Below are 23,222 nucleotides of genomic sequence, written 5' to 3' on the forward strand. Positions count from 1 at the left end.
CTATCTCACCCCACTCGAGACACGGCAGCGGCACGAACAAGACCACACCCTCGCAGCGTAAGAAACGAGTGTCCACGTATGCGGGGGAACTTCAATGTGAGAAAGAGGACAGGCCTCCTGCGGGCCAACCCTGACGCCCAGCCGGGCCAACTCAGCCGCTCACGGGCCAGCTCAAGGGGCTCAGTCGCATTTGGGGTGTGATGTAGCGGTAGATCGTGGCGGGTGCGCTCTTGAAGGTGCGGGCGATTTTGGGGACCGGGGCGCCGGAGTCGTAGAGCTGTTGTGCCTGTTCGACTTGCTCGGGGGTGAGTCGTGGGGGCCGTCCGCCGGTCTTGCCGCAGGCGCGGGCGGCGGCCAGCCCGTCGTTGGTGGCGGCGCGTACGAATTCGTGGTGCAGTCCGGCGAAGACGGACATCATGCTGAAGAAGTCGCGTCCTTCGAGGGTGTTGCTGTCGATGTCCTGCTCGACGGCGTGGAGCCGGATGCCGCGTTCTCGCAGGTCGGTGCCGACGATGATGAGGTTTTGGACGGAGTAGAAGAGCCGGTCGAGCCGGGTGACGGTGATGGTGTCGCCGGAGCGGAGTTGGGGTATCGAACTGGCGAGCCAAAGGGGCAACGGGATGATCTTGAAGTCCTGAGCGTCCATCCCCCGTCACCCATTCGGCTCAGTGTCGTTGGTGGTGATGTTGGCCGGTGGCCTCCACCGCCCGGCCTGTACGAGCCCCGCCGCGCGTTCTCGCCGTGCACGGCCCGCTTCAGGTGTAACGGCGCCTGCCCGTCCGGCGGGACTGGATGGCGAAGACCCGTCGGACGACCGCCTCGGCAGAGTCCTCCCGTGCTCCGCCGACCAGGGCCTGGGCGTGCGCCCGCAGCCGGCGGACGCTCTCGTGGTCAAGCATCGGGCTGTGCCTCACAGCCAGCGCGGTCAGGAGACGGCCTTGTCGAGGATGTCGGCGAGTTCGGCGGGCGCGGACAGCATCGGCCAGTGCCCGGTGGGCAGGTCGAAGCGCCGCCACGGCGGCTGGTTCAGGTAGGCCAGCATCGGCACCCCGGCATCCAGCAGCCCCGTGAAGTCATGGCACGCGACCAGGACACGGTCCACACCGGGACCGGGCTCGGCCGGGTCGGCGAGACGCTGGGTGAAGGCGCCGAACGGCTGAGGGGTGGCACCCGAGCGCAGAGCGTCCCGCTGGCCCTCATCGAGCCCGTCGAGGCTGCTGGACAAGCCCAGGACCTCAAACGGCGGCATCGGCAGCCGCCACCCGTCGCCAGACGCGTCGACCTGTTGGCGCAGCTGGTCCGCTGCCTGCGGTGGCATGAGGTCGAGCATGCACATGCCCGCGGCAAATGGGGCGCTGTCCACATAGACCACGCGCTCCAGCCGGTCACTGAGACGTCCGGCTGCCCCGGTTACCGGAGCAGCCGCGTAGCTGTGGGCGACCAGCGTGACGTCGCGCAGATCGTTCCGCTCGACGAATCCCGTGATGTCCGCGATGTGCGTGTCCAGATCTGTCTCGGGTCCGCCCTGGTCTGCGTGCTCGGCCAGGCCCGTCAGTGTCAGCGGCAGCGCCGTGTGACCACGCTCCTGCAGAGCGCGGGCGGTGTCTTCCCAGGTCCACGCCCCGAGCCAGGCGCCGGGAACGAGTACGAAGGTGGCCATGTGATCTCCCAGAAGTAGGTGCTGCGGGGAGCGTAAAGTCGATACAGGACAGAATCCGCCCTGAAATGCCGAGTGATCCATGTCGCATCCCCTCACCCGCGTGCTGACCCTGCTGGAACTCCTCCAGTCGAACGCCCGGCTCACCGGGGCGGAGCTGGCAGACCGCCTGGACACCGACGTCCGCACCGTGCGCCGCTACACGGCCCACCTACGCGACTTGGGCATCCCCGTGGAGGCCGAACGCGGCCGCTACGGTGGCTACCGACTGGCCCGCGGCTACCGCATGCCACCTCTGGTCCTCACCAACGACGAGGCTCTCGCCGTGGTCCTTGGCCTGCTCGCGGCAGAGCGTCTGGGCATGGGGACTGCCGCGCCGGCCAGTGCCGGTGCTCTGGCCAAGATCGAGCGGGTGCTTCCGCACGCCCTGCGCGAACCGCTCGCCGCCATGCGGGAAACCCTGTCCTTCACCGCCAACGCCGTGATCGGTCAGGCACCCGGAACCGGCGTCCTGCTGGCACTGGCCCAGGCCTCCCGCGCCCACACGACCGTCGGTATCAGCCACCAGTCCTGGCGCCAGGAACACACCGAACGCGACATCGACCCATACGGCGTGGTCTTCCACACCGGCCGCTGGTACGTCGTCGGCCACGACCACCTCCGCGACAGCCTGCGTACCTTCCGCATCGACCGCATCACCTCCGTCACCTCCCGAGCCGACAGCTTCACCGCACCCGACGGCTTCGACCCCGTCGCCCACCTGACCTCGACCCTCGCTCAGGGGCCCTACCGCTGGCAGGTCGAGGTGACGGTCCATGGCCCCCTCGATGAGATCGCCCGACGGCTGCCCCGCTCAGCGGTGACCCTCACCGCCCAGCCCACCGGCGTCCTGATGCACGCACGGGCAGAACGGCTGGACGGCATGGCCCACATGCTCGCCTCCCTGGAATGGCCCTTCACCATCCACCATCCCGACGAACTACGGCAGGCGCTCAAGAATCTGGCCGCCCAGCTCACCGCAGCCGCCCAGCGGAGACCGGACGAACTACCGCAGTAAATGCCGGATTTACTGCGGCGGAGCCTCTACCGTGATCATCGCGATCTGCGGCGGGGCATCCCGGCCGCTGGGGTGAGGTGTACGCATTTACTGCGGCAGTGCTAGAAGGGCGGGGCGGGCGTGACGATCGAACCAGTGACCGAACTCGGTGGCGGGGGCGCGTTGCGGTTGCCGCGCGCCCGCGTCGTGCCCATGTCCGCCCCTCCGGCCACGTACACCGCGGCGGTCGAGCGGTACCTCACCGGCGCCGGCATCGCGAAGTCCTCCGCGCGGATCTACCGGATCTCGCTGACGACGTGGGGGTGGATGCTTACTGGCGAACCGGCGCCGACCGGACCGACCCGCCGGGGCGCGAAGCCGCCCGTCTTCCCCGTCGCCGCGATCGACGACCCGGCGCTGCCGGAGGTGCTGGCCGAACTGGCGGCGGCACGGGCGGACGAGATGGACGCCGACACCGTCAACCGCGAACTGTCCATCGCACGCAAGGCGATCGGCTGGTGGCAGCGCCAGGGCTGGATCGACGGCGATCCCACGATCGGCATCGAACGGCGGCCAGCACCGCCGGACCGCACCAAAGCCCTCGCCGAGAACCAGATCGCCGCCCTGTGGCGCCTGGACGTCGCGCTGCGCGAGAAGACGTGCTGGAAGATGCTCTACGAATCGGCGGCGCGGGCGGATGAGGTGTTGTGCCTGAATGTTGAGGACCTGCACCCGGGCGACAAGCGCGGGAGGACCCTGGCCAAGGGCGGCGCGACCGAGTGGATTCACTGGCAGTCGGGCACCGCCCAGCTGCTGCCCCGCCTCATCGCGGGCCGCGCCCGTGGCCCGCTGTTCCTCACAGGCCGCAAGGCACCGGCCGGAACTCCGACGCTGGACGTGTGCCCCGAGACCGGCCGGGCCCGGCTGTCGTATCGCCGGGCTGAGGAGATCTTCGAGGAGAACACCCGGCTCCTGGCCAACCCGCTCGCCTCGCCCGAGGACATCGAGGACCTGGACGGCTGGACGCTGCACCGGCTCCGTCACAGTGCCTTGACGCACGATGCCGAGGGCGGCACCTCCACCCCGATGCTGCTGGCCCGCTCCCGCCACGCCTCCGTCCGGTCCCTGGAGCGGTACGCCCGCCCCAGCGTCGACGCAGTCGCCCGGCACGTCGCCCAGCGCGACCCCGCCGCCCGCCGTAATTCCTGACGGCTGGCTCGTTCACCGGGTATGGACACCAAGGTGCACGCCGTCATCAATCCCGAGGGCGAGCTGCACTTCCGTACGGGGGTGCCGTATGCGATGTGGCGGGAGACCGACCCGCACCACGGGGCGCACTCCGGGTTCACCGTGACCGAGGCGCAGCGGGTGGACGGCGACGCCTGGGCTGCGCGGCTACGTGGGAGACGTCTCCGCGCTGTTCCCAGAGAAGTACCTGCCCAACCCCGTCGCCCGGCGGGTCGCCTCCACACTCGCAGAGCAGCAGGTCATCGAGCTGTTCGGGAAACCTGACGCTGTGCGGGCGCCTGCACTAGGGCGTATTAGGGCCTGAGGACGATCTTGCCGTGGGTGTGGCGGCGTTCGAGCTCGGTGTAAGCCTCGCGGACTTGCGCCAGCGGGTAGACGTTCGCGATCGGCACCTCGAGATGTCCGTCGGCGATCAGGCCGGCAAGCTCGGCGAGCACCTTGGCCCCCGGCCCGGCCGCGACCCCTCCGTCAGTCTTCACCCCGTACTTCTCGGCAGCCGCGAAATCGGCGATGGTGTCGATCCGATCGGTCGCGACGCCGAGGGCGAGGGCCAGCTCGACGTACCCGTCGCCGAAGGTGTCGATGAAGGCGTCCACGCCGCTGGGCGCGGCGGCCCTGATCCGGTCAGCGACGCCGTCACCGTACGCGACCGGGATCACGTCGTGGCTCTTCAGCCACCGGTGGTTGCTCTCGCTCGCCAAGCCAACGACCGTGGCCCCGGTACGGCGCGCGAGCTGGACGGCGAGCGAGCCGACTCCCCCGGCGGCTCCGGAGATGACGACGGTCTCGCCCTCCTCGGGCTGGACGGCGTGTACCGCCCCCCATGCGGTGACGCCGACGACGTACAGGCTGCCCGCCACCTCCCACGAGACCTTCTCCGGCTTGCGCGTGAGGTCACCGGCCTCGACCAGGCGTCGCCTCGAGAACCTTCACCAGGCCGGAGCGATCCCCGACCCGAAGGCCGCGCAGATCGAACGGCTCAAGAAGACCAACGCAGCGCTTAAGGAGCGTCTAGACCGGCACGAGGCCGAACTCGCCGAACTCAAGGCGTTCAAACAACTCGCGCTGTCCCGGATCACCGCCCAGCACCTCGAGATCGAGCGTCTGCGCGAGCAGGCCACGGCTGACACGAAGGTAACGACACTGCCCCGGCGGGTTACCAGCGCTATCGGCTCGTGCAGCTGACATTTCAACCGCCCCGACCTCACGGAGGTGACCTTCATCACGAGAACCGCACATGCCCACAGTGGAAAGCGACACGATGACAAGATCCGACACCACACCCTCAACCGCCACTCAAAGCGACACCGAGCCGAGGGACACAGACTCTGCCGACAGAACGGCCCAGGGGGCTGGAGCCACGCCCTGCATGTCCTCGGCGTACGGGACATCGGTCTGGAGTGGGACGAGTGGGCGTGCAAAACCCGTGCCCGTGCCGGCCAGTTGACGATCCGTACTGATGTGGCGATGTACCCGGTGTGGCCGCTGGTCGGCCGCACCCACGGGTTCATAGCGAGCCCGCCCTTCCCTGTTGAATGAGCGTGTTGAAGGAGCTCGGGGAGGGTCTGCTGGTGGCTGGCTGGCGTGTGTTTTGGGTACCGCCGGGTACGGGTCCGGGTGGGGTTCGTCCTTCACTGGTAGAGGGCTGGGAGGACTTGGCCGGGGCTGAGAAGCGGGCGGGCATCAGCCCCGGGGATCCGATCCTGCTTGCCCCGGACTACCGAGTTGACGAGTTACTCTGCCTCTACCTCCGCACACGGCGGTTTCGTCGGTACACCGCGGAGACGAAGCGGAACTACACCACCGATATCTGCCTGTTCCTGAACTTCTTGTGGGCACGCGGGCATGTGTGGACGCAGGCCGTCGCGGAGGACGTGGACGACTACGAGGACTGGCGTCGCTTCGCCCCGGGCAATGCGAACCGTGTCAGCGGAGCGAAGTGGGACCGCGAACTGACCGCGCTGGCAGGGCTCTACACCTGGGCGGAGGGCCGGGAACTCATCCCGCAGAACCCGGTAGCGATGAAGGAGATCCTCAGCCGTGACGGCACGATGATCCGCGTGCCGGCGGGGAAGGCGAAGGACGCCAAGCGGAGCGATGTGAGGTGGCTGACTCCACGCGCCTGGCGCCGCTGGATTGAGGTGGGGGTGCGCGGGCATGGCTCCGGCGGGTTGCCGGATCCGACGTGGGCCGGGCGGCTGGAGGACCGCAATGTCGCCTTTGCCGATCTGCTCTACTCCTCGGGTATGCGGCTGAGCGAGGGTGGTTCGCTGCTGACCTTCGAGATCCCCTCGATTCGGTTGCAGGGTGACCGCTACTACGTCGGGCGGATCGCCGCTGCGGTGACCCGGTCGAAGAAGTCGCGCACGTTCTACGTCGCGGTGCACGTCCTGGGTGAGGTTGAGGCATACCAGCAGGGACTGCGTGCGGAGGCGGTCCGGAAGGCGCAAGCGGCCGGCAGGTACGACGCCGTGGTGGACATGCGTCTGGTCACCCAGGTGACCACCGGCACCAAACGACAGGTCCACTGGTGCGAGCGCAACGGGGTCGTGGGCAGGAAAGCCCTGGCGGACCTGACCGTGGCCGAGCGCATGACGCTCTACACGGAGGGTCCGCAGGGGGCGGAACCGCTGTGGCTGTGGTTGAACGAGCAGGGCCTGCCGTTTCAGGTCTCGTCCTGGGAGAACGTGTTCCGCACGGCCAACGAGCGATGTCGCACTGTGCTTGACCCGGCGCCCGGCACCCCAGGGTTGGATCCGTACCGCAGTGTCGCACCGCAGGCCACCCCGCATAGTGCGCGTCATTCGTTTGCCCTCTACATGCTTGTGGTCCTGCACTACTTGATGGATCGCAAGTTCGGGCTGACACCTGAGGAGCGGCGGGACTTCCGGCTGCTTTACGGGGATCCGTGGCGGATGGTGCAGGACCTGCTGGGCCACGCGGATCTGGAGACCACGAGGGCGATCTATCTGGCGCCGGTGGCGGATCTGCAGTTGCGGTCCCTGCTGGGGAGCGCTCCACTGCCGGGCCGTGACGAGGCGGAATCCGAAGGGTCGCTGGACGAAGTGTTCGCCCGGGTGGCCCGGGAGACCGAAGGAATCCAGGACATCGACATCCGGATGGAAGTGAAGAGGAAAGGACACGCAGGATGAGCCGCCGCGGACGCAGGGCGTCCCTGCCGCAGACCGTTCACCACCGTCCCGACGTGCTGGACGGCGGCGGCCTGGTCGTTGAACACCGCGACCTGCGGGATGGATCCGTGCGGTCCTATGACTTCTCCGCCCTGCCGGTCACCGAGGCGATGCAGCGTTCGCTGGCCGTGTTGTTTGCCGCGCGATGCCGGCCCCAGCGCTGGGAGTCGGTCGAGACCAGCGCGAATGTGTAGGAGTTGTTGCGGGTGTTCGCGCACTGGCTGGCGGCGTTGCCGGAGCCGCCGCAGGACGTCGACGCGATCACCACGTCCGTTTGGAGCTCCTGGAAACTCAGCCGCACCACCCGGGTCGGTGGCTTTCACCAGGTGCGACGTCTGGGTGCGTTGCTGATCGATGACCCGCGGGTGGTGGGTGAGGTGGCTGAGGCGATGGGCAAGCGCATTCCCAAGCCCCGCACCCAGGAGACTTCGTACACCAATGCCGAGTTCGATCAGATCAAGACGGCGGCCCGCCGGGTTTTCCGCAACGCGTTGCTGCGGATCGAGCACAACGCGCGTCATCTCGAGCAGTGGCGGGCGGGCGCCTTCACCGAGGGCAGCCGTGACTGGCTGATCGGGGAGGCGCTGGAGTGCCTTGCAGGCACTGGTCACGTGCCTTGCCGTGCGGTCGGTGAACGCGGGGAACTCCTCGTCGTCCCCCGGTATGCCCGGGCCCTGGGAGGCGGCAGCAAGCAGTACACGTGGCAGCGGCTGTATTTGACGCGCCTGGAGGCGACGTCCTTGGGTGTGCTGCTGATGGCGGAGTTCGGGTTCAACCTTTCGGTCATCCACACTCTGCCGGTGCCCCGTGCGAGCGCGGACAGCGGACCGGACGGGCGTCCGACCTACCGCCTCGAACTGGTCAAGCGCAAGCGCGGCAGCGGTCAGCACCACGAGACCCGCAACGTCACCGATCTTGGCTCCGGTTCCCCGGGGCGGCTGATCACACAGGCCCTGGCGGCCACCCACTTCGCACGGGAGGCGGTGGAGGCGATGGCCCCGGGCACGAACCGCCTGATCATCTGGCGCACGACCGTACGAGGCCGCGGTGCTGGCGTCGGCGACTGGTTCCGCCTGGGTATCGGTGAGAACAGTGCGGCCCACTGGGGCCAGCTGGCAGGAGTTGCCGTCGGCTCGCCGTTTCGGCGCGGTCGGCGCACGGTGAACGTGGTAGAGCGACGTGAGCCGGGGCAGAACGGCCAGGACACCCACGACACCACCTACGTCATGCCCGACGCGCGGGCCCGGGAGGCGGCCACCCCGGTGATCGCGGCGGCCGCCGAAGCCGCCCGCCAGCAGGCCGAGCAGGTAGTGCTGGCGGCCGAAGTGCGCGATGCACCGGTGCCGGGTGACGTCGAGACGGCGACTGCAGACTGCCGGGACTTCGAGGACGGCCCCTACTCCGGCCCGGACGGCCGCTGCGGGGCATCGTTCCTGGCGTGCCTGGGCTGCACCAACGCGCGCATCCACCCCGGCCACCACTCCCGCTTGGCCCACCTGCACCATGCGCTGACGAACCTGCGTAGCGCGATGAACCCGACGCTGTGGCAGGCCGACTGGGGCGATACCCATGCCCGGCTGGAGCACTTGAGCAGACTCCTCGGCCCCGCTGCCTGGGCCAAGGCGCTTTCCGGGGTGACCGATGACGACCGGGACTTGATCGACGACCTGCTGACTGGAGGGCTGGCCGTATGACCCTCGATATCGATGCCGGCCGGGGCTTCCGGCCTGGCCCGGACACACCCGTCTTCGCCCCGCACCTGATTGCCGATGGCTACACAGGCCCCGTTGTCCGCTACGGCGACAACGTCTGGCCGATGGCACCGATGAACGGCAACCCCAGCGCGGACGTCGGGGCGATCTACTGGGATGCCTTTCCGGCCGGCCTGCGGGAGGAGTTCCGCCTGATCGCCTGGACGCTGATCAACGGCGAGCTCACAGCGAGCTTCCTGCGCGAGCGTCCCGCGTCCTGGCGGACTCGCACCAGCGCCCCCATCGTCTACCAGACCGCGTGGAACTGGAGGCGGCTGGCCATCTGGATGCACGCACAGGGCCTGGGATCGCTGCGTTCATGCGACAGCAAGACACTCGATCAGTACGGGAGTTGTCTGCTGGAGAACGGAACGTCCCGCAACACGGTACACAAGGCGCTCATCGCGCTGACCCGGCTGTGGGTGTTCGACGGGCTTGGCCCCAGTCCCCTCGGCGTCGGAAGACCGCCCTGGGATGTCCACGGCGTCGATGACTACCTGCCGCCCGCGACAAGCGCCCTGGGCGGGGAGAACCTCACCGAGGAACTTGCCCCCGAGACGATGGGACCGCTGTTGGTCTGGGCGATCCGGATGGTCGATGACTACGCCGAGGACATCCTGGCCGCGGCCGCCGAGCGCCGCCAGCTGAGCGCCGCGGCAAACAGCAACGTCGGCACCCCCGCCTCCCTGGCCGCGCTGTATTCGTACGTCGAGGGACTCCTCGCTGCCGGCCACCCGCTGCCCACTCGCATGCATGCCGGTCGCCGGTGCATGAACATCCAGTACGTCGCGGGTATTACCGGGGCCTCCATAGATCAGGTCTCCAAGCGCGCCGGGGCCACGTGGAGGCCGGCTGTGAGCCGGCAGTCGGGTCCCAGCCCCCTGCAGAGCCCAGTCATGGGGAAGATCGGCGAGCGGCCCTGGCGTGAGGCCATCGACTTCACTGAGGCCCTCGACCTGCTGCGACACCTGACGACGGCGTGCTTCGTCGTCATCGCCTACCTCACCGGCATGCGGCCAGGCGAGGTCCTGGGGCTGCGGAGCGGCTGCTGCCCCGAGCCCCAACCGTACGAGAACGGCGGGCCGCCGCAGCACATGATCTACGGCCACGTCTACAAGACCGCCCGGGATGGAGACGGCAATCATCTGTCGGCCGGCGTCTTGCGCGAGGCCCCCTGGGTGGCCATCGCTCCCGTCGTCCACGCCGTCCGTGTCCTGGAACGCGTCGTCGCCCCCGACGCCCTGCTGTTCGACCACCGAGCCCACTACCTGGGCAAGGGCAAGATTCAGAAGGGCAACGGCTCGCTGCGTGTCGCCACCTTGGTGGACCGCATCGAGGACTTCGTGGCCTGGGCGAACAAGGAAGCCACCGCGCTGGGCCGGGGTCATGAAGTCATCCCTCCCGACCCGCACGGCAGCATCGGCACCGAGCGCTTCCGCAGATCCCTGGCCTGGCATATCGCCCGCCGGCCGGGCGGGCTGGTGGCCCTGGCCATTCAGTACGGCCATCTTCGAACAGCCGTCTCGGGCGGATATGCCGCCCGCAGCCGCGACGGCATCCACAAGCTGCTCGACGTCGAGACCGCCCGCGCCACCATCGACACCATCACCGACTTGCAGGAGGACTTGGACGACGGACTTGGCATCTCCGGTCCGGCGGCCCGCCGCGCGATCAACGCTGCTGCCACCGTCCCGCAATTCCAGGGCACGGTCATCACCGCCCGCACGGCCCGCAAGATCCTCAGCAACTCGGACCTGGCCGTCTACGACAACCCGAACACGTTGTTGATGTGTGTCTACAACCGCGACCGCGCGCTATGTCACCGTGACACCGACAACTCCGCCCCCAGCCTGGACCGCTGCGTCAGCTCCTGCGCGAACATCGCGCGAACCGACCACCACGCCGAACAGCTCCGTCAGCGGGCCGCCGTCCTGGACAAGCGGGCCGGCCGCCTGCCCGATCCCATCGGCGACCGCCTGCGCAACAACGCCGACAGGCTCCGCGCAATCGCCGACGAACACGACCGCACCCGCATCACCCCGCTGGAGAACGCCCCATGACCCCCGCCTTGAACGAACGCGACCGCATCCACGCCGCCATGCACCGCATCCTGGCTGGGACCCCCGAACACTCCAACGGGGCCCTGACCATCGTCGCTTTGGCCCAGGAGGCCCAACTCCCGCGCAACGCGCTCACCCAGCGCCACGTGGACCTGAAGAACGAGTTCTACGACAAGGTCAGCGAGCGCGGGCAGACGCCCGACAGCGAGATACGGCTGCGGCAGCAGATCGTCAAGCTCAAAGAGCTCCGGGCCAACGACAAAGCCGAGATCGCCCAGCTCCAAGCCGACCGCGAGGGGCTCGTCCGCATCGTGCACCAGCTCACGGTGGAGAACCGGCAGCTGCGGATCGAACTCACCACTCCCGACAGTCGCGTTCGGGTCCTTCCAACCCAGCCCCACCCCCACCGCTGACCGGCCCTTTGGGCCACCGGCGTAGCTGTTGGCGCTAGTCCTCCAGCGTGGAACGATCTACGTCGCCCAAGTGGAGCTCTAGGCCGGCCTCGCTATGCCCGATCCACACCCGAGTGCCATCGAGATCAGGGGTTTCCTCATGGGGAATTGACTGCAGATGAGCAGTCACGTGGGACGGTACGCGGACGCTATGCGTCCCAACAGGGACAAAGACATACCGTGTTTCACTCGACAGGCCATCCTCTCGAATAGTGCTCACATCGTACCGATCGGGCTGGTCAACAGACATGACGAGCACCACCCGTTCAGTCGAGGGATAGTCCGGCTGGCCAGCAGAGTGATTCTTCCCTGCCGCTCCCGGACACCAGGAGGTTGCACAACGACTTAGTCATTGGAACTCCCGTCACCCATTCAAGCCAGTACCACTGGCCGTTTGGGTTGATCTCCAGAAACAGATATCGGCCGTCCGGCGTGAGGATGAGATCGATCGCTCCGAAGTTGAGACCCAGTCGCCTCACCATCGAGATACACATCGACCGCAAATCTTCCGGCAACGTCAGTACCACGTGCGGAAGGTCGTATATATTAGCCCGCCGAAAGTCTACGCGAGCATCCGCCAGAAATGTCGAGTCGATGCCGACAGCAAACAACTCTTCACCAAACACAGTGACGCGCACGTCCATTGATTTTTCGACAAATTCCTGGAGGAATGTGGGGCCGAATCGTACTGAATCGATCAGATCACAGTCCTTCTTGGAGATCAAATGAGTGTATAGCGTGCAGGCTTGCTCCGAATAGTTGATTGCCGGATTTGCTAGGACCTTGACTACGACCCCTCCATCACACGAGGAGATGAATTGCGAGGCTACGTCAACGTCATTCGTAACGGTGAAGCGAGGTACACAGAACCCCATTTTCATGGCCATGTCGAGCTGCGTCATCTTCACGCTTGACCGTTTTATCGCGTCAGGGTAGCTCACCCATAGCCCGTGCAGGCTCCCCCAAACCCCGCGAAACAGATGATCGCATTCACAGCGGACCCATTTATCCTCCTCTGTCGTCAGCTCATCCGACAGGGCAAATGGGCCAGGTCGGCGGTACCAAACGCTCTTGACGCGAGTTAGATCCAGCTCGCAACCATCCCAACTAAGGAATGCTCGCACACCCGTTGGCGCACTCTCCAAGGTCACAGTGGAAGACTCTGGGTACGTGGCCGGATCGAAGATCCGGAATTCCTCACCCCTGCGTGACAGTTCCGATCTGACGGATGCGACGTGGCCGTCGTGATCCTGATCGGAAATGATCAGGATCACGACGCCACGCCGATGTCCGAGAATTGAACGTCTGACCCGCCTGCGGTGACGTTGAGATTTCCAGTCAGGGGAACTCGATCCCGAAATAGAAGAGCAGGATCGTTCGGAAATGGAATGTCCCTCACGTCGATCCATTCGCCGGCGACTTGCATGATGAATGGGAGCGGTCGGCCCGCAATTTCCGCCCGGTCGTGCCGATCCATTAAACTCCCTCTTTCCCGTCGCGATCCTGAACTTCGTGCCGCAGGGGCTACCCCAGCACGTCATGTCGGGTCGGTGTCACCGCAATGCAAATCGCCATTCGTTGTGTGCCGACAGCCCGTTCCGCTCAATCGCAGCGTTTCGTCGTACTCCTCACCTTCCGCAAGCAGAGATTTCACGGCCTCTCTCGCGTCGTCCAGTTTCCCAGGGGGGATGGCCACCACCTGGACCCCTGGCTCCTCTGGCTGGTACTGCCCAGTTCCTTGTTTCTCATTCATAAGTGCCTCCTCCGTGTCACAGATGGATCTACAGGATCGCAGAGCGTCGCGGACGCATTGGTATGAAGCGCGGTCAGTTCACGCAACGACGTCGCGGTCGGCGTCGGCCGAGGAGCACGACTATCGCACGACTAATGCAACAGGGTATCGCGCAAGATCACGGCCCAACCTCACCTTCGAGTAGTCATCCGCCTCCTCGAAGAGAAACTTGGCAGAGACATCCGCCAATGGCTCCTCCCTCCATTCTGCGAGCCGAATCACGCGTTCGCATGCCGAGGCCCCCTCGCCGGCGCGGCCACTCCTCTTCGATGGCGAGCAGCTGATGCCCCGGCTCACCGAAGGGGCTCCGGCGCGAGGGATGGAGGCGACCGATGCGGGCCAAGCAGGCCATGCCGCCGACAGAGCGCCATGGGGAGAGGCGCAGCGGACGCCGAGGCTGACCACTGGCGACCACAGTCACAGACCGGAACCCGCGCCGGGGACAGTCGAATAGGCGAGCTCACCAGCAGCAGGGCCTCTGGCGAGCCCTCTCTTCCTGAGGAGAACATTCATTCCCGATCACACCCGCAGAACACCACAAGAAACCACCTGAGCGAGCGCTGTCCCGAGGAGGAAGATACTCAACACACTGAACTTGACGGGGAACCGCCGTGCCAGGCGTGGTCGATGGCCGGCAAGCGGCTCGGCCTGGTGGACCAGCCGCTGGTCCACCAGGCCGTCGCCGACCTTGCCGACGGCCGCGATACCCGGGAGAAGCTGCTGGCCGCCTGCAAGGACCCCCGATCCCTACTGGCCGCGGAGCCGATGCGCTACCTCCACGCCCTGCACTCTGCGGGCGAGCCGGAGTGGATCGCCATGGAGGAGGTCCCGGACGTCCTGCCGCTGTGGCGGCAGTACGCCGTCATCCTCCGGGGCTGGGGCTTCTCCGTCTGGACCGGGATCCTCAACGCCGCCGACTACGGCGTACCCCAGACGAGGAAGCGGGCGATCCTGATCGCCTCCCGAACCCGCACAGCCGAGCCGCCGTTGCCGACCCACGCCCACGCCGCCGAGCCGGAGTCGTTGTTCGGGCCGGGCCGCGAGAAGTGGGTGTCCATGGCCGAAGCCCTCGGCTGGGGCGCCACCGACCGGCCCGTCCCAACCGTCTGCGCCGGCGGCGGCCCCGGAGGCGGCCCGGAGCCGTTCCCCTCAGGGGCCCGCAAGACCCTCACCGACGCCCGAGACCGCGGTACCTGGAAGCCGCCCAGCCCACTCCCCGCCTCCCACCGGACACGCCTTCGAACTTCCCGCACGGACTCCCCGACCTGCACCTGCGGGAAACACCGCCGGTCCTGGTCGCTGCGCAGCAACAACCAGGCCAACGCGACCATCCGCGGCATCGACGAGCCGGCCGGGACGCTGTTCTTCGGCCACCGAGCGAACGAGTGCGTATGGGTCGCTGAACCCTGCGCCGGCCCCGACGAGAAGAAGACGGCCCCGGACCCGATCCGGATCACCGCCGCCGAGGCCAGTGCGCTGCAGACCTTCCCCGCCGACTACCCCTGGGCCGGGAACAAGGGCCAGCAGTTCTCCCAGATCGGCAACGCTGTGCCCCCGCTGCTGGCCGCCCACCTTCTGGCTCCGCACCTCGACAAGACCCTCACCCGGTCCGACTTCATCCTGGCGGCCTGATGCCCAACAACCGGCTGCCCGAGCCAGACTTCGGCCTGGAGGACATCCCCGCGAACCCGCCCGTCCACCACGCCGAGCAGGCACTCCTCGGCGCGCTTCTCCTCGACCCTCACCGGATCAAGACGATCGGCCCGCTCGGCCCCGAACACTTCGCCTCCGCCGGGCACCGCGCGCTGTTCGCAGCGATGGCCGCGCTCCCCCCGCCAGCCGCGGCCCTCCACGCCAAGGAGCCGGTCTGGATCACAGCTGTCCTCGACCACGCCCGCCCCCACGCCCGCGGGCTGACCGCCGCCTACCTCCACACCCTGGCCGGGGCATGCCCCGACCCCGCGCACGCCCCCGCGTACGCACGGATGGTCCGGGCCGACCATGCCCGCCGCACCGTCCTCGGCCACGCCGAACTGCTCATCCACGCGGCCACCGACACCTCACTGCCTGACCCCGTCACCCTGACGCTGCGGCGGGCCGACGCCCTCGCCTCCCTCTTCGACGGCCTGAGCGCGTCTTTCCCTTCACACCCGGGCTCGCTGCCCCGCACCCCGCCACCGATGCCGCCGAGCCGCGAGGCCGACCCTGACGTCGCCAGCGAGGAGCGGCTGATGCTGTCGACGGCCACCGCCCATCCCGCCGCGTTGCCGTCGATGCGGTGGTTGCGCCCGGAGGACTTCACCCTGCCGCTGCACGGTGCCTTGTACCGCTGCCTGACCACACTGGCCAGCCGGTGCGAGCCGGTCGACCAGGTGACCGTGCTCTGGGAGGCCCAGCACCATGGCCTGCTCACGCCGGCGTTCGCAGCGCAGGACGTCCTGGAGCTGCTCGCCACTCCGGCCGGGGCCCCGGAGCACTGGGGCGAGCAAATTCTGCGGCGCTCCCTCCTCCATCACGCTCATGCAGCTGCCCTGCACATCCAGGCCTTCGCGCAGGACCCGTCGAACTCCCCGCACCAGCTGGTCACCGGCAGCCGCCGAGCGCTCGCGGACCTCACCGCGGTCCGGGCCCGCTGGCAGCACGCCACCGGCCAACCGCCAGTCGAACGTCCGCGCACGCGACCAGCCCCGACGACCCGGGCCGGGCCGCCCGCCCCGCGCACCAGCACCACCACCGTCTCCTCGCGGTCCTCCCGATAACCCCACCCCACCGGGTCCGGCCGGCCACCTGCCGGCCGGACCCGAGAAGCGAGCGGCATGCCCCGCCCCGCACTCGAAGCCCACGTCCGCCTGGCCCTCCACCCCGATCACACCAGCGCCGTGACCGCCACCATCACGGGCCCGACCGCTATCTCGCCCGCGCCGCCCTCGCCGAGCACGGATTCCGCTGGACCAGCGACGCAACCATGGCCCTGGCCCGCATCGACCACGACGAACCCCACTACGCCGATCAAGCCGCCCGGGCCCTCCGCGATGGCGGCACCACCGTGGAAATCGACCCCGCGCTCCAAGAGGAGATCGCCACCAAGTGGACCTACGGCAACTACCCAATGACCTGGCTGACCCAGGACGAGGTCCGCGAGGTCAGCGCCGAAGCCCAGCGAATCCACGACGACATCGCCGTCGGCCGCCTCACCATCCATCTTTTCTTGGGGCAGTTCCGATTCGTCCACCGCGTCGTCTCACAGAGAGATGGACATGCTGCTGCATGCACCCGTCCGGAGGGACCTCCGACACAGCCGGCGCCAGGACCGAAGTCCCACCGCGGGTGCTTGCTCAAACAGGCCCGCCGCTGTCGGTGGGTTCCCATATCGTCAAGTACGTGAGTGACTTCAGCCTCACCCCGAGGCTCTGCAAGGTGCTGTTCGGACGCGCATCCCACTGCGCCTACCCGGAGTGCGGGGTTTCTCCATTTCCCCGATGAACTCAGGGCATCGGGAACGCTAATTCCATGGCGCTTCGGAATGCATCGGATTCGATCCGGCCAATCTGAACGGTTTGGCGTGAAGGTGCTGACACAAAAATGCGGGCTCTGCCACGGTGATCGACGGCTCGGCCGACCGCAGCGTGCGGCACGTCCGGGTGGCACAGCCATGTCCCGTCCACCATGCCCGTATTGGAGTGCCTGATGAAGATCATGAAGAAGAAGCTGACCGGAGCCATCGCCGCGCTGACCGGTTCCGTGCTCCTCACTCTGGGTTCGCCCGGCATCGCCGAAGCCGCCGCTCCGGACGCCAGCTACTACAACAGACTCGTGACCCTGAACACGGGCATGTGCGCCGCCGTCGGCGGCAACTCGACCTCGGTCGGCGCCGGCTTCATCCAGTTCCCCTGCGACGGCAAGTACAACAAGCAATTCCACTCCCAGTGGGCCGGCACGAACGCGTACTTCCTGAAAGTCCGCTCCACCAACCTGTGCATGACCCCGGAGAGCACCGCCGAGCACGCCGTGATCCGCCAGCAATACTGCGCGAACAGCGACCTCCAGGTGTGGGTCACCGAGTACATGGGCAACGACAACTACCGCCTCCGCAACCGCGCCACGGGCTTCTGTATGGGCCCCGGCTGGGGCATGACCTGGAGCGGTCAGCCGCTCGAGCAGGCCGCGTGCGGCACGTTCGCGGGCCAGGACTGGCGTTTCGTCATGACGGGCTGACCTCCCGGTCCCGCCTGCCGCTCACAGCGGTGCTTTCCTGCGGGCCCGCCTCACCGCGCGGTGAGGCGGGCCCGCAGGCCCCGCTAGCTGCGGGTGACGAGCATCTGGGCGTCGCCGTTCGGCAGGCCCGCGATGGAGAACTTCTGGGCGCCCGTGCCCGTGGCCACCAGCCCTGCCAGTGGCCGCTCGGGTAGCGGGCGTTGTGGTAGGCCTTGCCGTCGTTGCCGACCGCGCGCAGCTAGGTGTCGCCGTTCGGCAGGCCGGCGATGGCCATGGCACGCATCCTCACCGCCCAAGCAGACCAAATGGACATTCAACTCATCACCCTCACCGGTCAGCAGGACGCCCGAGCAGGTCAAAGCTGGTCAAGGGCGATCCGGAAGTGCCGTAGGGTGAGGTTCACCGACGCGGGGTGGAGCAGTTCGGTAGCTCGCTGGGCTCATAATCCAGAGGTCGCAGGTTCAAATCCTGTCCCCGCTACTGATCAGAAGGGCCCGGATCGTCAACGATCCGGGCCCTTCTGCCGTACCCCGGCGTTTCATGCGAGGCCTCTGCCGCTCGCGGCTTGACCGTCAGCATTGCAATCCCCCTGTCTCGCGAGGCACCCAAATCGCGAAGAACCATCGCGAAGCGTCTGTGGGACGCCCCTGAAGGAGTCCGACCAGGCCGACTTCTGCCAGCAGCTGGGGCTTACCTGAGTTGGGTCATACGGGATGCGCGATGTGCTCTAGGCAGAACTTCAGCCTTCCTGCAAGGCGAAGACGGCGGGCTGGCGGGTTGGTCAGGTAGTCGTTCATGCGCTCCCAGTCCCTACGATCCCTGGGAAGAGCTTCGTACCAGGCAACGCCCCGAGCATTGCACCCGCTGCACAGCAAGCCTCGGACGCACCCTCCGCAGATGGACCATGCGGCGTCCGACGGCTCACAGCATTCGTGATCACGGTTCGATGTGCCAGTAGGAGGAGCTTGCGTCCCCCTCGGGCCCGTTGCCGCACAAGGCGCAAACGCCGCCCTGTAACTCCAAGATGGCCCTCACGTCGCCTGCCGTCAGGTTGTATCGGCGACCTTGGCGGGCCATCCGGCTACAGCTAAGGCAATGCCCCGAACGTCGGCCTTCTCCCCTGTACCTGATGGTGACGCCACACCCCTCGCAGTCCTTCAAGGTGTCGCGCGTCAACGGGACTCCGTAGTGACTTCGCATCCCTGGACGGTAGCGGGAAGCGCTGACATCGCTCTGGCCATGACAGCGCAAACCCCCCTCAGTCACGTGCAGAGAAATCCGGAGGGAACGCCGCATGCGCCGGAAGATCACCGCAGGAAGAGGACAGGCTAGAAGGGAGGTCGCCAGCCGCCGCAGTGTGTCTTGTGGCCGGGCGGGGCCAAGATCCCGCCTCGCCCGGATAGGGCCACAGGCGGCCCACCCATTCACACTCCGGTATCGCGCCTTCCCAGTCGTCGGTGCACCGGTCGGCCCAGGCGCGGCCCACCATGACCGGCCGGGTCACCACGCCGCTGGCAACCTCCTGCACCCGCACCACCAGACCGAGCCCGTTGACTCCAGGGTTCCCCCGCGGGCCGTAGGACACGTCGAGCACCCCACACTCGTGAGCGTGCGAGAGGAACCGTTCCAGATCGGCTGGGACGCAGGCGGTCAACTCCCTTCCCCAGAGCGTCACCTGTGGCCCGTGGACAGCGTCGACGGCGACGCAGAACAGCCGGCCGTCGACGAAGTAGGCGTACACAGCAGGCTCGGCACGCCCCGTGCCGAACTCCACGCCGAGGGTCTCCTGGAACGAGGGGTCAGCCCGGAACCGACGTATCTCGGTCATGCCCGGCAACACCGCGGCGACCTCAGTGATACGCATGCCGAAACACAGAGGCCCGACGCCCTCCAGGGGCATCAGCTCCCAGTCCAACCGCGCCGGCCCCTTCGCGGCACCCCGAAGCTCTGCTGCCGCCATCTCTTCACCCGTCCCCGTCCACACACCGAGCCGCGCCGATTGCCGAAGCTCAGCATCACCCGGCCCGCCCCCCTGACGGACACCGAGCGCGCCGCCGTCGAAGTCCTCGCAGCCCCTCCCACCGCAACGTCGTCGCCTCCCGCGCACACACCGGCCGGCGCTCCGGCCGAGCAGGAGTGGCAGACGGTGCCCGTGTACGCCGCCGGCCCTGGCGACCACGAGGCCCTCCTAAACGACTTCCTCACCGCCAACAGGGAATGGGAGAAGTACCGGCCCCACGACGAGACCACCATCGCCAGCCATGAATCCCTGTCGCTGCGCGTCGAGTTCCTCCACGAAGCCATGCATGGCGACAACGCCTGGACGGTCGCCGCCTACGAATCTCCCGTCGGGGAACGCCTCTGGCACGCCACCGCGACCCCCACCACTCCGGTCGAGATCATGCGCGCCCTCCTCAACAGCCTCGCTTCCGAGCATGCCTGGGGCTGCGGAACCACCGTCCCTGTTACGGCAGAGAACCTCGCCGAGGCCTCCAGGCCTCTGGACGACATCGGCGGCTGGTCCCTGACTGTCGGAGCCCGGCTGATCGACTGGACGGCGCCCACCGCCGACGGGGCGGGCCTCCGCTTCGACACGTTCGTGAAGCAGGGGAGTGTCCTGCCGGCCTGGACCATTTGGGGCGGCAACACGGCCGGCAGACCCACCTGGGCCATTCACCTCTCGGCGTACTCCCCCACGTCGCTAATCCAGGACATCACCTCTGAACTTGCGTCCCAAAGCCACCGGCAGCCCCAGCTCCAGACCGCCGGCACCGCCCCCCGTCTTTCCACAGAGCCAGCGGTAGCCCGGCCCCCGGTATCGGCGCCCCCGCCTGCGTCCAGACGTTGAACTCTCCGCCAACCGATGCATCGGGTCGGGGGTGCGGCCGGGATCGACCCGGAGCCCGGTGGGTTCACCGGTCGCTGGCACAGTAGGCAGGTGATTCCTTCCCCCTTCGCCGACGTCCCGCCCCTCGTGTACACCGACAGCGTGGACATACCCGTGCTGTTCCGCGACATCCGGCGGCACGACCGTTCAAGCAGTGGCGTGGACCATCGGATCCGGTCACCGGCGTGCCCCCGACAGGTGCGGCGACTCTGCGGATCTCGACCCCTGTTCGATCCGGGACCGGCGGATTCTCCGAGCCGCGGTGGACGACGAGAACGGGCATTGGCTCGGCCACGCGGAGAGCGGGCGGGCTCAGCATGGCCGAGGCCGGCGCCCCATTGGGGCGCCGGCCTCGGTGTTGGGACGGGTCAGCTTGAGCCCGAGTCAGGCGTAATTGCAGAAGACGTTGTCCTGACCATGCTGTTCGGCACGGGTACCGGGAGGGCAGGCCCTGTAGACGTACCGGCCCTGGGCGCAGGTCCAGAACCCCCCGCTCTGATAGTCAGCGAACATGGCTCCCTCTCGGCAGCTGCCCCAGCCGTCCGCTGTGGCGGTGGCGGAGAGGGAAACGACTGCTGCACTGGCCAACAGCATGGCGGTGACGAACGAGCGGATCCGCAAGGGGTTCTCCCAACCTAGTGATCACGTGAGTGCCAGCGGGCACCTGCACGCGAAGATCAACGCTGAGCCGGTCTCTTCGGTACGGGCTGAGGGCATACAGCCTCAGGCTCGGCGACGCTTCTCCTGGGTCTGGGCGAGCCGGAACGAGTCGGTGCCGGTCCGCGTCGTTTCCGTGGTGATCTTCCCGGCACCCATCCCTCCAAGGGAATCAAGCCGCATGTTGCTTCTCGGAGACCCCTTACGGAGCGTAGCGCATTATGACGCTACGCTCAGCCCCTCGGGTTGCTCGATCACACTTCCATCGAGGCGCGAGGCGCCGCGGTTGCCAGCGCCTGGATCACAGGGTGCCGTGACGATCCTCCAGGTCGCCCAAGCTGGTACTTGATCGATCAGCGACTTGCTGCAGGCGCTGCGCTCCTTCGCCAGGAAAGGCTTGGCTTGCCGGTGGAACATGGGTAAGGGGAAACAAGTAAGGGGTTCTCCATGGCTCACGCTTCCACCGTCGCTGTTCTCGGAGCAGGCGCCCTGGGCGCCGCGATGGCAACGCGGCTCGGAGATACTGGCCACGAGGTAAGGCTGTGGAACCGTACGGAGGAGAGAGCCCGCGCGGTGGCGGACGACGCTTCCGGGGTCACAGCGGTGAGCGTGTTGGGCGATGCGGTCGCCGGCGCTCCCGTCGTCATCACTGTGCTCCGTGACGGCGATGCTGTCGCGGAGGTCATGCCAGACGCCATTGACCGGCTCGACGAAGGTGCCGTCTGGGTGCAGGCGAGCACAGTAGGGCCACGGAGCGCCGCCGCCCTGGCCGGTCTGGCGCGTGATCACGGTGTTGCCTACCTCGATGCCCCAGTCTCGGGAAGTACCGCGCCCGCTCGGCAGGGCAAACTTGTCTGGCTGGCCGCTGGCACCGAGGATGCCCTCGCGCGTGCGCGTCCCGTGCTCGACGATCTCGGCTCGTCCGTGTTGCATATCGGGACGGGGACCGAGGGCAGCGCCGTCAAGCTTGCGGTCAACGCTTGGATGGCGGCCTCGACGGTCGCCATGAGCGACGTCCTTTCGCTGTGCGACGCTCTCGGCGTCGACCACGCGACGTTCGTGCGGGTGCTTGAGGCGGGCCCGCTCGCCATGCCGTACGAGTTGCAGAAAATAGGCCTCATGGACGACGCCTCCTACGCGCCCGGATTCACGGTGCAACTCGCTCTGAAGGACATCGACCTGGCCGCAGCGGCTGCCGCCCCCAGCCCGCTGCTACAAGTTGTCCGGGACCGCCTGGAAGCAACCGTCGAAGCCGGCCACGACAACGACGACCTCGCCTCCGTCGACTACCTGCGGAAGCCGCCGCCGTAGTCCGCCCTGCGGGCCGTCATTCGCTGAGGCCCCTTGAGGAAGGCGCCGCATGCGCACACTGCTGACTGATGTCGTTCATACGCTCGTCCCGCCGCGCGAGGATCCTCATGGCCCGCTACCCCCGCTGATGCTCACACTCACGGTGGTGACAGGCCTGGTCGATGCGGTGAGTTATCTGGGACTCGGCCATGTATTCGTCGCCAACATGACGGGCAACGTCGTATTCCTCGGGTTCGCACTGGCCGGTGCCCAGGGGTTCTCGGCGCCCGCCTCCGTCACCGCCCTCGGCGCCTTCCTCGGTGGTGCATTCGCCGGAGGCTGCCTGCACGCCCGGATGGGCACGCATCGCGGTCGGCTGCTCACCCTCGCCCTCGGGGCACAGGTCCTATTGGTGGCTGTGACGGTGGTCGTGGCTGCGGCCACCGACGACAAGGTGACTTCGGGTGTCCAGTACGTGCTCATCGTGCTCCTCGCGATGGGCATGGGGGTGCAGAACGCTGTCGTCCGGCGCCTCGGCGTCCCCGACCTCACCACGACCGTCCTCACCCTGACTCTCACCGGACTCGCCGCCGACTCCAGGGCGGCAGGCGGTACTGGACCGCGGCCCGGCCGTCGCGTCCTGTCCGTTGTGGCGATGTTCCTCGGTGCCCTCATCGGTGGCCTTCTCCTCCTGCACGTCGGCCTCTCCACAGCTCTGGGCCTGGCGCTGTTCCTGCTCGTTGCCACCGCTGCATTCACCCATCGGCTCTCGGCTTCCGACGCCGCATGGACCCGGCCTCCCACGTCGTGACCGGCGAACGGCAGCAAGCACGATGATCAATACATCGAGGACCGCGGCGTCGATCGAGGCCAACTGGGGCGGGCGTCGGCCCGTATTCGCTATCTATCTGCTATTTGGTCCTGCGATGTATCGGCTGGTCGCCAGGCATGCGCTGCTCGATCACGCGGCTACTGGTCCCGTTGCG

20 protein-coding genes, 1 tRNA gene and 4 pseudogenes are annotated in these 23,222 nt (G+C 67.5%); 16 read left to right on the top strand and 9 right to left on the bottom strand.

Features of this window, described 5'->3' with window-relative positions; translation table 11 throughout:
- Positions 1–151 precede the first annotated feature (151 nt).
- From AB0D48_RS33400 to AB0D48_RS33410, 3 genes are all read right to left on the bottom strand, one after another.
- Complete coding sequence (locus tag AB0D48_RS33400) at positions 152–646, bottom strand: recombinase family protein (RefSeq protein WP_362405683.1); 495 nt, start codon at positions 644–646, stop codon at positions 152–154.
- 109 nt (positions 647–755) lie between these two features.
- Positions 756–899, bottom strand: coding sequence for a hypothetical protein (locus tag AB0D48_RS33405; protein WP_362405686.1), 144 nt, complete (start codon positions 897–899; stop codon positions 756–758).
- 26 nt (positions 900–925) lie between these two features.
- Positions 926–1,660, bottom strand: coding sequence for an alpha/beta fold hydrolase (locus tag AB0D48_RS33410; protein ID WP_362405689.1), 735 nt, complete (start codon positions 1,658–1,660; stop codon positions 926–928).
- A gap of 79 nt (positions 1,661–1,739) precedes the next feature.
- On the opposite strand from AB0D48_RS33410, the gene AB0D48_RS33415 reads away from it, so the two are divergent.
- On the top strand, positions 1,740–2,714 hold the full coding sequence (locus tag AB0D48_RS33415; protein WP_362405692.1) for a YafY family protein: 975 nt from the start codon (positions 1,740–1,742) through the stop codon (positions 2,712–2,714).
- A 120-nt stretch (positions 2,715–2,834) separates the two neighbouring features.
- Positions 2,835–3,902, top strand: a complete 1,068-nt coding sequence (locus tag AB0D48_RS33420) for a site-specific integrase (protein WP_362405695.1) — start codon at positions 2,835–2,837, stop codon at positions 3,900–3,902.
- A 332-nt stretch (positions 3,903–4,234) separates the two neighbouring features.
- Here AB0D48_RS33420 and AB0D48_RS33425 read toward each other — a convergent pair whose 3' ends face one another.
- On the bottom strand, positions 4,235–4,801 hold the full coding sequence (locus AB0D48_RS33425; RefSeq protein ID WP_362405698.1) for a zinc-binding dehydrogenase: 567 nt from the start codon (positions 4,799–4,801) through the stop codon (positions 4,235–4,237).
- Between the two features lie 22 nt (positions 4,802–4,823).
- On the opposite strand from AB0D48_RS33425, the gene AB0D48_RS33430 reads away from it, so the two are divergent.
- From AB0D48_RS33430 to AB0D48_RS33460, 7 genes and pseudogenes are all read left to right on the top strand, one after another.
- The gene (locus AB0D48_RS33430) at positions 4,824–5,126 is read left to right on the top strand and encodes a hypothetical protein (RefSeq protein ID WP_362405701.1); all 303 of its coding nucleotides are present in this window, start codon (positions 4,824–4,826) and stop codon (positions 5,124–5,126) included.
- 204 nt (positions 5,127–5,330) lie between these two features.
- Positions 5,331–5,465, top strand: a pseudogene (locus AB0D48_RS33435) (DNA cytosine methyltransferase); the annotation flags it as partial.
- Positions 5,466–5,476: 11 nt separating this feature from the next.
- A complete protein-coding gene (locus AB0D48_RS33440; RefSeq protein ID WP_362405704.1) occupies positions 5,477–7,093 on the top strand; it encodes an integrase in 1,617 nt (538 codons plus the stop codon).
- Positions 7,090–7,326: a hypothetical protein gene (locus AB0D48_RS33445; protein ID WP_362405707.1), complete on the top strand. Its 237-nt coding sequence runs from the start codon at positions 7,090–7,092 to the stop codon at positions 7,324–7,326. The genes AB0D48_RS33440 and AB0D48_RS33445 overlap by 4 nt, the downstream gene beginning before the upstream one ends.
- A gap of 12 nt (positions 7,327–7,338) precedes the next feature.
- Entirely contained in the window at positions 7,339–8,826 is a 1,488-nt protein-coding gene (locus tag AB0D48_RS33450) for a hypothetical protein (RefSeq protein WP_362405710.1), read from the top strand.
- A complete protein-coding gene (locus tag AB0D48_RS33455) occupies positions 8,823–10,943 on the top strand; it encodes an integrase (protein WP_362405713.1) in 2,121 nt (706 codons plus the stop codon). Before AB0D48_RS33450 ends, AB0D48_RS33455 begins: the two co-directional genes overlap by 4 nt.
- A complete protein-coding gene (locus tag AB0D48_RS33460; RefSeq protein WP_362405716.1) occupies positions 10,940–11,356 on the top strand; it encodes a hypothetical protein in 417 nt (138 codons plus the stop codon). The genes AB0D48_RS33455 and AB0D48_RS33460 overlap by 4 nt, the downstream gene beginning before the upstream one ends.
- A 305-nt stretch (positions 11,357–11,661) precedes the next feature.
- Here the strand turns inward: AB0D48_RS33460 and AB0D48_RS33465 are convergent, their stop codons facing one another.
- Both AB0D48_RS33465 and AB0D48_RS33470 read right to left on the bottom strand, forming a co-directional pair.
- Entirely contained in the window at positions 11,662–12,297 is a 636-nt protein-coding gene (locus AB0D48_RS33465) for a hypothetical protein (RefSeq protein WP_362405772.1), read from the bottom strand.
- Positions 12,298–12,342: 45 nt separating this feature from the next.
- A pseudogene (locus AB0D48_RS33470) lies at positions 12,343–12,936 on the bottom strand (MvdC/MvdD family ATP grasp protein); the annotation flags it as partial.
- Positions 12,937–13,793: 857 nt separating this feature from the next.
- Here AB0D48_RS33470 and AB0D48_RS33475 point away from each other — a divergent pair.
- Together AB0D48_RS33475 and AB0D48_RS33480 are read left to right on the top strand one after the other, a co-directional pair.
- Positions 13,794–14,819, top strand: a pseudogene (locus AB0D48_RS33475) (DNA cytosine methyltransferase); the annotation flags it as partial.
- Complete coding sequence (locus AB0D48_RS33480; RefSeq protein ID WP_362405719.1) at positions 14,819–15,946, top strand: DnaB-like helicase N-terminal domain-containing protein; 1,128 nt, start codon at positions 14,819–14,821, stop codon at positions 15,944–15,946. The pseudogene AB0D48_RS33475 and the gene AB0D48_RS33480, both read left to right, overlap by 1 nt.
- A 107-nt stretch (positions 15,947–16,053) precedes the next feature.
- Here AB0D48_RS33480 and AB0D48_RS33485 read toward each other — a convergent pair whose 3' ends face one another.
- On the bottom strand, positions 16,054–16,419 hold the full coding sequence (locus tag AB0D48_RS33485) for a hypothetical protein (protein ID WP_362405722.1): 366 nt from the start codon (positions 16,417–16,419) through the stop codon (positions 16,054–16,056).
- Between the two features lie 455 nt (positions 16,420–16,874).
- On the opposite strand from AB0D48_RS33485, the gene AB0D48_RS33490 reads away from it, so the two are divergent.
- Both AB0D48_RS33490 and AB0D48_RS33495 read left to right on the top strand, forming a co-directional pair.
- Positions 16,875–17,402 carry an RICIN domain-containing protein gene (locus AB0D48_RS33490; RefSeq protein ID WP_362405725.1) on the top strand — a complete coding sequence of 176 codons (528 nt, stop codon included), beginning with the start codon at positions 16,875–16,877 and terminating at the stop codon, positions 17,400–17,402.
- Between the two features lie 406 nt (positions 17,403–17,808).
- Positions 17,809–17,882 (top strand) — tRNA-Met (locus AB0D48_RS33495).
- Between the two features lie 224 nt (positions 17,883–18,106).
- Here the strand turns inward: AB0D48_RS33495 and AB0D48_RS33500 are convergent.
- Both AB0D48_RS33500 and AB0D48_RS33505 read right to left on the bottom strand, forming a co-directional pair.
- Positions 18,107–18,352, bottom strand: a pseudogene (locus tag AB0D48_RS33500) (hypothetical protein); the annotation flags it as partial.
- A 308-nt stretch (positions 18,353–18,660) separates the two neighbouring features.
- Positions 18,661–19,317 (bottom strand): hypothetical protein, encoded by a 657-nt coding sequence (locus tag AB0D48_RS33505; protein WP_362405728.1) that lies wholly within the window; start codon positions 19,315–19,317, stop codon positions 18,661–18,663.
- An 84-nt stretch (positions 19,318–19,401) separates the two neighbouring features.
- On the opposite strand from AB0D48_RS33505, the gene AB0D48_RS33510 reads away from it, so the two are divergent.
- From AB0D48_RS33510 to AB0D48_RS33520, 3 genes are all read left to right on the top strand, one after another.
- Positions 19,402–20,250, top strand: coding sequence for a DUF317 domain-containing protein (locus tag AB0D48_RS33510; RefSeq protein WP_362405731.1), 849 nt, complete (start codon positions 19,402–19,404; stop codon positions 20,248–20,250).
- A gap of 1,143 nt (positions 20,251–21,393) precedes the next feature.
- Entirely contained in the window at positions 21,394–22,257 is an 864-nt protein-coding gene (locus AB0D48_RS33515) for an NAD(P)-dependent oxidoreductase (protein ID WP_362405734.1), read from the top strand.
- A 49-nt stretch (positions 22,258–22,306) separates the two neighbouring features.
- On the top strand, positions 22,307–23,047 hold the full coding sequence (locus AB0D48_RS33520) for a YoaK family protein (RefSeq protein ID WP_362405737.1): 741 nt from the start codon (positions 22,307–22,309) through the stop codon (positions 23,045–23,047).
- The last annotated feature ends 175 nt before the right edge of the window (positions 23,048–23,222 follow it).

This window comes from Streptomyces sp. NPDC048269 (assembly GCF_040652395.1).
GTDB lineage: Bacteria > Actinomycetota > Actinomycetes > Streptomycetales > Streptomycetaceae > Streptomyces.